Genomic DNA, 12,449 nt, shown 5'->3' on the forward strand with positions numbered 1-12,449 from the left:
TCCCTGCAAAGGAAAGGAACGTGATCTCTATGGTAAAAAAGCTCAAATGGAATCTGGTGCTCATGAGTGCGCTGTATCTGGGTCTGGGCGTTTTTCTGCTCATGAAGCCCACCACGGCCCTGAACATCGTGTGCTATGCGCTGGGCGCTGTGGTGCTGGCCTGCGCGGCGGTGCAGCTCATCCGCTATTTTGTGGTGGAACGCGGTGTGTTCCAGAGCCAGCTCACCCTGATCTCCGGCATCATCTGTCTGGCATTGGGTGCGTTCCTGATCCTGCGCAGCGACATCGTGGTGAGTATCCTGCCCGTCGTGTTCGGCCTGTTCGTGATCTTTGACAGCATCAGTCGTGTGCAGAACGCACTGGACCTGCGCCGCTGCGGCTATTCCAGCTGGAAGAGCTTTCTGCTGCTGCCGGTGCTCAGCGTGGTGCTGGGCGTTATCATGATCCTGAACCCCTTCGGCACCATGGAAACGCTGGTCATGGCCATTGGCATCATCCTGATCGTGGAGGGTTCCATCAACCTGCTCAGCGCCCTGTACACGGTGCTGGCCGTGCGCCGTTTTGCCAAGCTGCACCCGGAGACTCAGTCCATGCTGGAGTCCCTGACCGGTGAAGACCTGAACGGTGACGGCGTGGTCGCCCCGGATGTGACCCGCACCGATGCCGAGGCCACTGCCGTGGAACTGGACGAGGTAGATGAGAGCGCCACTGTGGAACAGGAGAACGAGAAATAAGGAAACTCCTCCAGTCTGCTTCGCAGACAGCCCCCTCTGGGATGGGGCCTCTGGCCAAACCGGAGATTTTCCGTTTCCGCGGAAGTTTGCCGGAATGCCAAAGGCTCCCTCAATGAGGGAGCTGGCAAACCCGAAGGGTTTGACGGAAGGAGTTCGCAATCAAAACAGCAAAGGATAAAAGAGAAATGGAAAAGTATGATCTGATTATTGTCGGTGCCGGCCCGGCTGGCATTTTTACCGCTGTGGAGCTGCTGCGCCACGGCAGCAAAAAGAAGATGCTGCTGGTGGAAAAGGGCAAGCCCGTGGAAAAGCGCCACTGCCCCAAAGCCGAAGTGGGCCACTGCGTCAACTGCCGCCCCACCTGCGCCATCACCACCGGCTTTTCCGGTGCAGGTGCCTTCTCGGATGGCAAGCTGAGCCTCTCCTATGAGGTGGGCGGCGACCTGCCCGCCCTGATCGGAGAGGAGTTTGCACAGGAGCTTATCGACTACACCGACAAGATCTATCTTGAGTTCGGCGCAGACCCCCATGTGGAGGGCATCTACACCGGCGAGGAGATCAAGGAGATCCGCAAGAACGCCATCCATGCCGGCCTGAAGCTGGTGGACTGCCCGATCCGCCATCTGGGCACAGAGAAGGCACAGCAGCTGTACCTTGCCATCCAGAACTATCTGGCCGACAACGGCGTGGAGATGCTGTTCAATACTGAGTGCGAGAACATCATCCTTGAGAATGAGGAGTGCAAGGGCGTGCTGCTGAAGGACGGCGATCAGGTCCGGCCTGTGTATGCGGATACCGTGGTCATTGGCACCGGCCGCCGCGGCGCAGACTGGCTGGAAAAGATCTGCGCCGAGCACCACATCGCCCATAAGCCCGGCACCGTGGACATCGGTGTGCGCGTGGAGTGCCGCAACGAGGTCATGGAAAAGGTGAACAAGGTGCTGTATGAGTCCAAGCTCATTGGCTACCCCAAGCCCTGGAAGAACAAGGTGCGCACCTTCTGCCAGAACCCCGGCGGCTTTGTGGCGCAGGAAAACTACGACAACGACCTTGCCGTGGTCAACGGCCACAGTTTCAAGGAGAAAAAGAGCGAGAACACCAACCTTGCGATTCTGGTCTCCCACAACTTTACCGAGCCGTTCAACCAGCCCATTGCCTACGCACAGAAGGTGGGCGAGCTGACCAACATGCTGGGCGCAGGCCACATCATGGTGCAGCGCTACGGCGACATTCTGGACGGCAAGCGCACCTGGCAGAAGGAGCTGGCCCAGTCCAACGTGAAGCCCACCCTGAAGGATGCCGTGGCAGGCGACATTACCGCCGCCATGCCCTACCGCGCCATGACCAACATCATTGAGTTCATCAAGATGCTGGATATGGTGGTGCCCGGCTTTGCCGCTAACGAGACCCTGCTGTACAGCCCGGAGCTGAAGTTCTACTCCAACAAGGTGAAGATGGACGAGAACCTTGACACCAACATCAAGGGCCTGCACTGTCTGGGCGACTCCTCCGGCTGGACCCGCGGTCTGATGATGGCTTCGGTCATGGGCGTGCTCATGGGCCGCAAGCTGGCCGAAAAGGAAGGCTGCTAAAAACAAGCATCAACAAAAACAAAAAATCCCGGCACCGCAAGGTGTCGGGATTTTTTAGGTTTAAAAATCAGCCCCCAATGAGCTCCACGGTCTTCATCTTGACCGGGGTGGTGGGCTTATCGTTCCAGTCGGTGCGGACAGCTGCGATCTTATCCACAACATCCATGCCTGCAACCACCTTGCCAAAGGCAGCGTACTGGCCGTCCAGATGAGGTGCATCCTGATGCATGATGAAGAACTGGCTGCCGGCGCTGTTGGGGTTCATGGCGCGTGCCATGCTGATCACGCCGCGGGTGTGCTTGAGCGGATTGTTCACGCCGTTTGCAGCAAACTCGCCCTTGATGTTCCAGCCGGGGCCGCCGGTGCCGTTGCCCAGCGGGCAGCCGCCCTGGATCATAAAGCCGGGGATCACGCGGTGGAAGGTCAGGCCGTTGTAAAAGCCCTCGCTGACCAGCTTCTTGAAATTCTCACAGGTGATAGGAGCGGCTTCTTCGTTCAGCTCGATATCGATGATGCCGCCGTCTTCCATAGTAATGCGAACCATAACGCTACAATACTCCTTTTGTGTTGCCCCGCAGCAGTGCGGGAGTGTTCGGCAGAAGGCCTGCCGGATATCTCTTATAGTATACCATAGGTTTTGGGGGTTGCAACGCCGCAGATGCAACGTTTTTGTTAAAATTCATCTTTCATCTCCACCATATCGGCCCAAAAGCGCTTGGGGCAGTGGGTCATGCGGCATTTTTCGTTGTGGCGGGCCTTGATCTCCAGCGTCTGGTAGAACTGCTTCCACAATGCCTGAAACTGCTGCTCCCGCTCGCTGGGCGGCGGCAGCTCCAGCGGTGCAGCCAGCTCCAGCAGCTGGGCCTTGTGGTCCTCCTGCAGCAGCACAGCCTGATGCACCGCATCGTAGATCATAAAGTTCTCTTCCGGGAACCGTCCGCAAAAGTGAGGCCGCAGCAGCGGCAGGATGTAGTTTTTGGGGTGGATGACGGCGCCCAGCATCCCGTCGTGCTCCTCAAACCGCACAAAGCCCTGAAACTTGTCCACTTCCCAGTCAAGGCTTTTCTTCATCTCATACAGCGGGGCCACGTCCGGGTGGCCGGTGCGCTTCACGGTGCCGGGGCCGAGGGCGAAGGCCAGATGCAGAAAGCGGATGAGCAGCAGCTCCTTGTCCTCCCGCCCGGAGAGGAAATCCCGGCTGACGAGATACTCTGTCTCGGGGCCAAGCTTTCTGCCAAAGCTGGCAAACACCCGCTGAGCCTTGGCGTGGTCGGTGGGGATGTCCTTGACCGGGTACAGGGTGGAAGTTTCCTGCTGGGGTGTCCACACCGCAAAGGGGATCTCGTGCTGGGCAAAGCTCTCGAACACGCAGCACAGAAAGCCTTCAAAGCTGCTGTCGTAGAGGTACACCACATCCGCATCGTGGAGCCTGCGGGCTTTCTGAACTTGAACATTTACAGCGCCTTCGCCAGACATTGCACCGCCTCCTCCCGCACCATACGCATAGCTGCGCGCGGTGCCACGCCCTGCGTGATCAGATCGTCCACCGCAGGCGGCGTGAACAGACTGAGCTGTTCGCAGCTGCCGCCGAACACGTTGGGGTCGATGAGCGCCTGCGTGATGCGCTCCCGCCCGGCGGTGCCACGGCCCGGGTGCGCACCCGCAAAACCCTTGCAGGTGATGAAATACTGTGCCCGCTTGAGCACCACGCCCATGCGCTTCAGCTCGTCCAACCCAAGGCTGGAAAGCTTGCGCGCGTGCCAGATGCGCCGGGCGCTTTTGGGGCCGATGCCCGGCACACGCAGCAACATTTCAAAGGGCGCGCGGTTCACATCTACCGGAAAAAGCCCGTAGTGCTGCACGGCCCAGTTGCATTTTGGGTCGAGGTAGGGGTTGAAGCTCTGATTGGCTTCATCCAGAATTTCGTCTGCCTTGAACTGGTAAAACCGCAGCAGCCAGTCAGCCTGATACAGCCGGTGCTCCCGCAAAAGCGGGGGTTTGGTGTCCAGCGCAGGCAGGCGGGTGTCCTCGGTTACCGGGATGTAGGCGGAGTAGAACACCCGTTTCAGACTGTACTTCTGGTACATGCCCTCAGTGAGCTTTAAAATGTGGTAGTCTGTCTCCGGCGAAGCACCTACGATCATCTGGGTGCTCTGCCCGGCGGGTGCGAACTTTGGCGCATGGCGGTAGACGGTCAGCTCCTGTTTGCTCTGCGCGCCGGAAACTGCGATCTGCTTCATGGGCCGGAAAATGGAGTGCCGCCCTTTGTCCGGGGCCAGTAGGTTCAGGCTCTGCTCACTGGGCAGCTCCACATTCACGCTCAGGCGGTCGGCCAGATATCCCAGCTGCTGCAACAGTTCCGGGCTTGTGCCGGGGATGGCCTTGGCGTGGATGTAGCCCCCAAAGCGGTATTCGCCCCGCAGCAGCCGCAGGGCGGCCAGCATCCGTTCGGTGGTGTAGTCCGGCGTGCCCAGCACCGCGCTGGAAAGGAACAACCCTTCAATGTAGTTGCGGCGGTAAAACTCCACAGTCAGCTCAGCCAATTCCCGGGGCGTGAAGGTGGCACGGGGGATATCGTTGGACTTGCGGTTGACGCAATAGCTGCAGTCGAAGGCACAGCAGTTGGTCATGAGCACCTTTAAAAGGCTCACGCAGCGGCCATCAGCGGTAAAGGCGTGGCAGCAGCCCGGTGCATAGCAGCTGCCAAGAATGCCTGCCCGCGCGGTGCGGGATGCGCCGCTGGAGGTGCAGGCAACATCATATTTGGCGCTGTCGGCCAGAATGGTAAGCTTGTCCATCAGGGTCTGTTCCATGCAGAATACACCTCCAAAGTGGGAAAAAGGGTCAAAAAATAAAGCCATGCGCAAAATTGCAGATGGCTTTACATCAATTTGTGCCGAACTCCTTCAGTCACGGCTGCCGCCGTGCCAGCTCCCCCGGAGGAGGAGCCTTTGGCCGCACGGGAAAGTTTCCGGTTTTGCCAAGGCCTCCCTCCATGAGGAAGGTGGCTGCGAACAGCGTGAGCAGACGGAAGGAGTTATTACCACTTCGCCTTGGTCTCCACCACGCGGCCGGCGATGTGCAGATGATTCAGGTCCTCGCCCTTGATGACCATTTCGCTGTAGGCCGGGTTGAAGGGCTGCAGCACCACGCAGTTGCCGCGCTGGATATAGCGCTTCAGGGTGCCCTCGCCCTCATCGCCGTAGATCAGCACGCCAAGGTCGCCGTTTTCCAGTGTGTCCTGCTTGTGCACAAGGGCAAGGTCGCCATCCTGAATGCGGGGCTCCATGCTGTCGCCGCGCACCACCAGATAAAAATAGTTGGAGGGGTCCTTCACACGGGCATACTCCTGACCGTAGTCCTCCTCAAAGGCGAGGGCACCGTAACCGGCCTTTACCGTGCCGATCACCGGGATCAGGCTTTCAGAATAGCTGCCAAAGAACCGCTCTTCCGGGGCGGAAACATTGCTTACCGGGCGGTACAGGCCCAGCAGATAATCTGCTGTGGTGTTCAAAAGCTCGGCAATGCGGGCCACGGTAGACGGATCGGGAGAGGACTTGCCGCTTTCCCATTTGCCGACAGCCTGCTGTGTCACGCCCAGTTTGGAAGCCAGCTCAGCCTGGCTGATGCCCTGCTTTTTGCGGCACTGCTTCAAAAGTTCTGAAAACGACATGGTATATTTCTCCTTTACACCGCGAGGAAATTTTCTTGTGTTTATTATACAACAAAAAGGTGTACTTGTAAAGAGCTGAAACAGGCCAAGACCCAAAAAGGTTGTGGTAAATTTTGTTTTTAAGGGCTGAAAGAAAAAAATTGTCCCAAAGGCTTGACACCGGCGTGCAAATCTGGTAAATTAAATAGGCATTCGACACGGCGTAAGGCGGATGTCCACAAGGAGAGATGTCCGAGTGGTTTAAGGAAGCAGTCTTGAAAACTGCCGTACGGCAACGTACCGTGGGTTCGAATCCCACTCTCTCCGCCATTTTTTATTGAATAAGTGTAACACACTTTGCTCTGGAGTAGTACTCAAGAGGTCGAAGAGGCGCCCCTGCTAAGGGCGTAGGTCGTCTAAACAACGGCGCGAGGGTTCAAATCCCTCCTACTCCGCCAAGAAAAAGCTCGTTGATTCGTTGAAATCAATGGGCTTTTTCCTTTTTAAAGGAAAAATGCGGCTTGTGGAACAAAAAGGAGGAACCAATGGCGTTTGGCGTTTTGGCAGGTCAGATCACGGTGATCTTTCTGGAAGTGCTGCTGGGCTATGTGGGTGCACGCAGCGGCATTATCAAGGATCGTGACAGCAAGTTTTTGTCGGATTTTATTATGAAGCTTCTGCTGCCCTGTACCATGCTGGCTGGTGCAGCCGTGGACGGTGAGCCGGAGCTGCTCACTCAGGCAGGGGTTCTGTTCGTGCTGCTGCTGGCACTGTTTGTGGCGACCACCGGCCTGTGCCGGTTGAGCAGCTGGCTGCACCACGACACGCCGGGCAAGTATGCGGTGCTGGTGGGCACGGCGGCTATGCCCAACTGCGGCTTCATCGGCCTGCCGCTGTGCAGCGCCCTGCTGGGCACCGCGCGCGGCACCGTGTTTGCAGGCATGGCCATGGCCTCTTATAATGTATGGTTCTTTACCTATGTGGTGTGCCTGTTCCGCCCCGGCGAGAAGATCCGGCTCAAGACCTTCATCACCCCCACCAACATTGCCACGGTGGCTATGCTGGTGCTGCTGGCCATTGGCTGGCGGCTGCCCGCACCGGTGCAGCAGTTCTGCAGTACGGTGGGCGGCTGCACCACCCCGCTGGCGCTCATGATCGTAGGTGTGCTGCTGGCAGACAGCGACATCCGTGCGCTGCTGCACACCGGTTTCCTGTACCGGGTCACCCTGCTGCGCGGCATCCTGTTCCCGCTGCTGTTCATGCTGCTGCTGTGGCTGCTGCCGCTGGACAATGTGCTGCGCACCGGCCTGTCCATCATCGCCTGCTGCCCGGCCGGCAGCCTTGCCGCTGTGCTGGCCAAGCAGACCGGCACCGAAGCGACCCTTGCCAGTCAGGCGGTGGCCCACTCCACCGTGTGTATGCTGGTCACAGTGCCTGCCATGCTGCTGCTGACGGGCGTTATGTTCCCGATGTGAGAAGCTGTAAAAAAGCCCGCTGTCTTTGGACGGCGGGCTTTCTGCTGTTATAGCATAAGGTTCGTGATACCTGCCAGCACCAGCAGGTGCACCGGGTAGAACCAGTAAAAGGCCTTTTTCTGCAGCGGACTGCACGCGCCGCGCTGCCCGTTGTAGAACCAGACCAGCACAAAGGCCAGCGGCGCAGTCAGCTCGAACAAAAACAGCAGCGCACCTGCAAGGCACTGCCGCTTGCGGTCTGCGCGGGTCAGGTACAGGGTGCAGATGATGAGCACGCCGATGGCGTGGTAGTCGGTGTTGGCAACCAGCGCCAGCGCGGCGCAGCCGCCCGCCCACACAAGCCCCTGCCAGCCGGGCAGGCCGTTTTCCTTTTCAAAGCGCTTGAGCCCTGCCATAGCCAGCACGCCCAGCGCCAGCGTCCAGTAAACGTTCTGGTGCTGCGGGGCGAACGGTGTGCGGAAAAAGGCAAGGTCAAAAGGCACCTCGCTCAGAAGGCCGAACAGCACCAGCCGCCGGACGTATTTTTTTACATCGTGGGTGTGCAGAAAGCCCTCCACGGCCAGAAAGCAGAAGATGGGAAAGGCCAGCCGCCCGATATACCGCAGCACACGGTCTGCCGCCAGCAGGGTGCTGACCGGGATGCCACTGCAGCTGGCAGCACCGGCGGCGAGGGCCGGCAGCAGGATACCGGCTTCGATGCAGGAAGCACCGATGTGATCAATGAGCATGGTGATGCAGGCGATGTATTTGAGCGCTGTGCCGCTGAGTCCACAGCGGACAGGGGCTTTGGCAGTCTCGGTCATAAGGAATCCCTCACTTGATAAAAAATCTACTTTTTGTGCTTTTTAATGATACGGCGCAGGCTGGCAGGCTCCTGCGTCATCTTTGACAAAATACGCCGGAAAGGCGCATAAATCGGGCAAAAATGCTTGACAGAAAAGGCGCGGGATAGTACAATCAAGAAGATAATTGAACTATCTCAAATGAAAGATGAAAAAGATTCACAGAGAATCGGGCGTCTCCGAACCAGTAAAAACGGAAGGAGGCTTTGGGCATGACGCTTTTTTCCTACGAGATTTTTGATGCCGTGGCCCGGCAGGGCAGCTTCAACAAGGCGGCACAGCAGCTGCACCTGACCCCATCGGCCATCAGTCACGCCATTGCCGTAATGGAGGAGGAGCTGGGCTTTGCTCTGTTCAACCGCGGCAAGAACGGCGTATCCATGACCAGCTACGGCGCATCCCTGTATCCCTCTATTCGCGATGTGCTCAACAGCGACGAGGCCCTCAAGCAGAGCATCGCCCGCCTGAACGGCCTGGAAAAGGGCAAGGTGAAGCTGGGCGTATTCAACTCGGTGTGTGCTTCGCTGCTGCCGGGCCTGCTCAAAAGCTTTATGACCCACTACCCGCAGATCGAGATCGAGGTGTATCAGGGCACCTACGACGATGTGAAGGAATGGCTGCGAACCGGTCAGGTGGATATCGCGTTCCTTTCCTCCACCTGCCGTGAAGAGTTCAACCTCACCGAGCTGTTCCGCGAGCCGCTGCTGTGCATCGTGCCGCAGGACTGGCCCGAACCGGAAAACGGCGTGATGACTCCCGCCCTGATGAACGGCCAAAGCTTCGTTGTGCAGTGCGATGCCACCGATGCTGAAATGCGTCAGTTCCTGAAAAAATATAAGATCGGCACCGAGCGCCGCTGCCATGTCATTGACGACCAGTCCAACATCGCCATGGTGGAAGCAGGTCTGGGCATTTCCATCATGCCGCAGATGCTGCTGCGCGACTGCAAGGCTGCGATCAAGATCTATCCCATCGAGCCAGAGGAAGACCGTGTGGTGGGCCTGGCTGTGCAGCGCCCCGCCGCAATGGCCCCGGCAGTGGAACAGATGTTCCACCACATCGTGGACTACTGCAGGCAGATCGAGCTGAGATGAGCCGGACACCTTTATACTATACCATAAAACAGTCTGTGTGTGGAGCATGGACTGTTTTTTTATTAAGAAAGAGCGATTGTATCAGCGTGCAAAATCCGCTATACTTAGAAAAACAGGCTGGTTTTATGCAGAAGCCTTGATTGGAGCAGGAAGATGAAGACCATAAAACGACGTGCCTTTTGCAAGGCGGCAGCAGCTGCCGTGGCAGGCGTGCTGGCCCCGCACGCGGCGGCAGAGGCTTTGCTGCCGCAGGCCGCACAGGCTGTGGTGGGCAGTGCGGTGCCGGAGGATTACTACTCCTTTGCTTTCCGCAGCGACCACAGCGAAACAGATCTCTCCCACGATTTTTATTATACAGATGCCTTTTTTGAGAACACGGCGCTGCAGTACAGCCACAAGCTGGCACTGGCAACGCTGGGCCTTGTGGCGGCAAGCGGCAACACCTACCAGAGCGATGCGCTTTACTGGGTGGAGGGTGAAGCGGGCCGTGAGGACAGCATTGCGGATGCCTACCAGAAGCTTGGCTTTGCCAATGCGGTCTATGCGGGCTACCAGTGCAGCCTGAACACCCCGGTGGATACCGCGGGCTGTGCTTTTGCGCAGAAAACACTGGTACAGGATGGCCAGCGCACCACCATTATTGCTGCCATGCTGCGCGGTGTCGGCTATGGTGCCGAGTGGGCCAGCAACCTGCATGTGGGCGAAGGCGGCGGGCACTATGGCTTTGTGACAGCAGCAGAGCATTTTTTTGAAGATCTGCAGGACTACCTGAAAAAAGCTGAGGCTGCAGCGGGAACGCTGGGCACCATCAAGCTCTGGCTGGGCGGCTACAGCCGCGGCGCGGCTGTGGCAAACCTGACGGCGGCGCGCATCCGGCAGCAGCTGCCGCAGATCGCGCAGGAAAATACCTTTGTTTACACCTTTGCCGCACCGGCGGCACTGACGGCAGCAGACCGCCCGGATCTGCAGGCGGACTACGACAACGACCACACTGCAGACGGCGGACTGAAAACGGATTGGGATGTAAGCAATATCTTCAACATCATTTCCAGCGGCGACATCGTGGCCCGCGTGATGCCGGAAGAGTGGGGCTACCACCGCAACGGAAACGACCGCTTTCTGCCCTCCACGGCGTACCAGAACGAGCTGGATGATCTGAGCATCATCGAGAACCGGATGGGCGGCGTGCCGCTGCGGTTCGACCAGCTGGCCACAAAGGAAGATGTGGATTCGGTGATCGCGGCGGCTCTGGCGTTCTGCAAAAGCGCCGCAAATTACCACGAAAAATATGAAGCTGCCTTTATGGATATGCTGCAGTGTGCCTTTACCCTCTCGGAGAAAGAGGCAGCCGAGGGCGTGATCCTGGACGATGAAGCTGTGATGGAACGGCTGCGCAGCATGGAGAACATCCGTAAAATGTCGTGGACGAAGGTGCTGCGCTGCGTGATGACGGCTTCGGCCATGAGCAGACCCATTCTGGAGCAGGTGGGGGCCATCGTGCCGCTGCGGGCGCAGCAGGTGGTGGTGCCGGTGCTGGCGGTGGGTCTGTGCTACGAGGTGGAGAGCGATGTGCTGCGGATGCTGGTGTACTACATCCTCAGCCTGATGAGCGTGAACAGCCCGGCAGACAGCGTTCTGCGTGCGGCATTCTGCCACTACCCGGAAAACTACATCACCCTGATGGAATATTACGACCCCGCCGAGCACGGCATGGAAGCCTATACCCGAAAATAAAATCTCCGGAAATAAAAAAGAGGGGCTGTTGCAAAATAAAAATGCGATAGCAGCTTGCACAAAGGAAGAGCGCAAAATCAGAAACCCGGAACCCTTTTTGAGCCGTTGGCCCCGAAAAGATTCCGGGTTTTTATAATTTTCCAGCGCAAGACCGGGCTGCCACTCAAACACCCCACTGGGGCGTTTGTTGCTTCGCAAACGCGAACTTGTTGGGGCGTGCCTGCCCCAAACCCTGCTTCTTACTATTTGGAAATTACATGATTATGCACCACTGGGTCCACGAGAACTGACGCTCATCGGAGGCATAGAACTATAAAAAGATTGGCCGTTCACAGTGTTTTGAGTCAACCCAATCAAATCGATCAACTGGCTCTCGTTATAGCGCTCTTGACAGTTATCCAGCACAGCGCATTGGCAGCTATATACACCACTATCGTTAGAGACAACTCCCCACCATTCAAGGTCTGCCAAAAGTTTTCCAATCTTCTTGCGGTCAAAGCGTATTTCTTTTTCCAAAAGGGACGAGCAAATTTGTGGAGCAGACATCGGTTTTTGCTTTAATAGGAGAGCTAATGCTAATTCCTGTCCATGCAAACGGTGAAGCAAAAGACCTCTGCGAACCCAAATGTTCGATGCTTTTTTCATAGCAAATACCTCCTTTTTTAGATAGCTCGTTCACTTAAAATACGATTGATGTCCATTTGAAATTGCGCTCATTCACAATTGTTATGTTGACGTGAGTATATCATATTACACAATAAAAGACTACTGTTATATATCAGAACTTGCCCTTTTTCCTGCGTACGTGCGTACCGACCATGTGCGGACGTACGCAGCGATTGACCCGAAACGCACAATATAGGAGGATGCAAAACAAAAGGCAGGGCACACCGCCACGGTGATACCCTGCCTTTGTTTATTGCTGTTCGAGTTCTGTACCGCCCACCACATTCCCAGACCGAATGGTCGGGCGACATCTTTCTTGGTAGACATTCCTAGCCGTTGGGAACCGCGGGCTAAGCAAAGCCGCACTGTGGCTTTGCTTATGGCGCTATGCGCCGCCGCCCTGTTCGAGTCCTGTACCGTCCGGCTCTGACGTAGGTTAGTGGATGACGCAGCAAAAAAGCCCCTGACCAAAGTCAGAGGCTCTTGTTTTGGTGGAGCATTGTCCACGGCACTCGAACCCAACACTTCCTCACAAGTGACCGTCTTGGCATCGTCCGTGAAGTTGAAGTTGAGCACGACCCGATCATCAAAGACGTAGACCGAGTTGACAAAGGTATCAATGATCTGCCGCTGGTGTTCCGTGCTGCCCACGTCACCCTT

Annotated in this window: 11 protein-coding genes, 2 tRNA genes and 1 pseudogene; 7 read left to right on the plus strand and 7 right to left on the minus strand. The window is 57.2% G+C overall.

Going from position 1 to position 12,449, the window contains the following annotated elements; genetic code table 11:
- The first annotated feature begins 29 nt into the window (after nt 1-29).
- Nucleotides 30-734, plus strand: coding sequence for an HdeD family acid-resistance protein (locus tag WMO17_RS05890; RefSeq protein WP_349137644.1), 705 nt, complete (start codon nt 30-32; stop codon nt 732-734).
- Nucleotides 735-919: 185 nt separating this feature from the next.
- Entirely contained in the window at nt 920-2,326 is a 1,407-nt protein-coding gene (locus WMO17_RS05895; RefSeq protein WP_005943497.1) for an NAD(P)/FAD-dependent oxidoreductase, read from the plus strand.
- 67 nt (nt 2,327-2,393) lie between these two features.
- Here the strand turns inward: WMO17_RS05895 and WMO17_RS05900 are convergent, their stop codons facing one another.
- From WMO17_RS05900 to WMO17_RS05915, 4 genes are all read right to left on the minus strand, one after another.
- Entirely contained in the window at nt 2,394-2,870 is a 477-nt protein-coding gene (locus WMO17_RS05900; protein WP_349137645.1) for a peptidylprolyl isomerase, read from the minus strand.
- Nucleotides 2,871-2,998: 128 nt separating this feature from the next.
- Nucleotides 2,999-3,802, minus strand: a complete 804-nt coding sequence (locus WMO17_RS05905; RefSeq protein ID WP_349137646.1) for a TIGR03915 family putative DNA repair protein — start codon at nt 3,800-3,802, stop codon at nt 2,999-3,001.
- Nucleotides 3,781-5,139: a putative DNA modification/repair radical SAM protein gene (locus tag WMO17_RS05910; RefSeq protein WP_349137647.1), complete on the minus strand. Its 1,359-nt coding sequence runs from the start codon at nt 5,137-5,139 to the stop codon at nt 3,781-3,783. Before WMO17_RS05910 ends, WMO17_RS05905 begins: the two co-directional genes overlap by 22 nt.
- 227 nt (nt 5,140-5,366) lie before the next feature.
- Nucleotides 5,367-5,999 carry a LexA family protein gene (locus WMO17_RS05915; RefSeq protein ID WP_005943491.1) on the minus strand — a complete coding sequence of 211 codons (633 nt, stop codon included), beginning with the start codon at nt 5,997-5,999 and terminating at the stop codon, nt 5,367-5,369.
- Nucleotides 6,000-6,220: 221 nt separating this feature from the next.
- Between WMO17_RS05915 and WMO17_RS05920 the strand changes: the two genes are divergently transcribed.
- The 3 genes from WMO17_RS05920 (at nt 6,221) to WMO17_RS05930 (ending at nt 7,453) form a co-directional block, all read left to right on the plus strand.
- A tRNA-Ser gene (locus tag WMO17_RS05920) sits at nt 6,221-6,308 on the plus strand.
- Nucleotides 6,309-6,342: 34 nt separating this feature from the next.
- Nucleotides 6,343-6,436, plus strand: a tRNA-Ser gene (locus WMO17_RS05925).
- An 87-nt stretch (nt 6,437-6,523) separates the two neighbouring features.
- Entirely contained in the window at nt 6,524-7,453 is a 930-nt protein-coding gene (locus WMO17_RS05930) for an AEC family transporter (RefSeq protein ID WP_349137648.1), read from the plus strand.
- A gap of 47 nt (nt 7,454-7,500) precedes the next feature.
- On the opposite strand, the gene WMO17_RS05935 is transcribed toward WMO17_RS05930, so the two are convergent.
- Complete coding sequence (locus tag WMO17_RS05935; protein WP_349137649.1) at nt 7,501-8,256, minus strand: TraX family protein; 756 nt, start codon at nt 8,254-8,256, stop codon at nt 7,501-7,503.
- A gap of 251 nt (nt 8,257-8,507) precedes the next feature.
- Here WMO17_RS05935 and WMO17_RS05940 point away from each other — a divergent pair, with 251 nt between their 5' ends.
- Both WMO17_RS05940 and WMO17_RS05945 read left to right on the plus strand, forming a co-directional pair.
- Nucleotides 8,508-9,389, plus strand: a complete 882-nt coding sequence (locus WMO17_RS05940; RefSeq protein WP_005943485.1) for a LysR family transcriptional regulator — start codon at nt 8,508-8,510, stop codon at nt 9,387-9,389.
- Nucleotides 9,390-9,542: 153 nt separating this feature from the next.
- Nucleotides 9,543-11,123, plus strand: a complete 1,581-nt coding sequence (locus WMO17_RS05945; protein ID WP_349137650.1) for a lipase family protein — start codon at nt 9,543-9,545, stop codon at nt 11,121-11,123.
- Between the two features lie 261 nt (nt 11,124-11,384).
- Here WMO17_RS05945 and WMO17_RS05950 read toward each other — a convergent pair whose 3' ends face one another.
- Nucleotides 11,385-11,768 (minus strand): hypothetical protein, encoded by a 384-nt coding sequence (locus WMO17_RS05950; RefSeq protein ID WP_097776957.1) that lies wholly within the window; start codon nt 11,766-11,768, stop codon nt 11,385-11,387.
- A 126-nt stretch (nt 11,769-11,894) separates the two neighbouring features.
- Nucleotides 11,895-12,449 (minus strand): annotated as a pseudogene (locus tag WMO17_RS05955) (hypothetical protein); the annotation flags it as partial.

The organism is Faecalibacterium faecis (assembly GCF_040096475.1).
In the GTDB taxonomy this organism is placed as follows: domain Bacteria; phylum Bacillota; class Clostridia; order Oscillospirales; family Ruminococcaceae; genus Faecalibacterium; species Faecalibacterium taiwanense.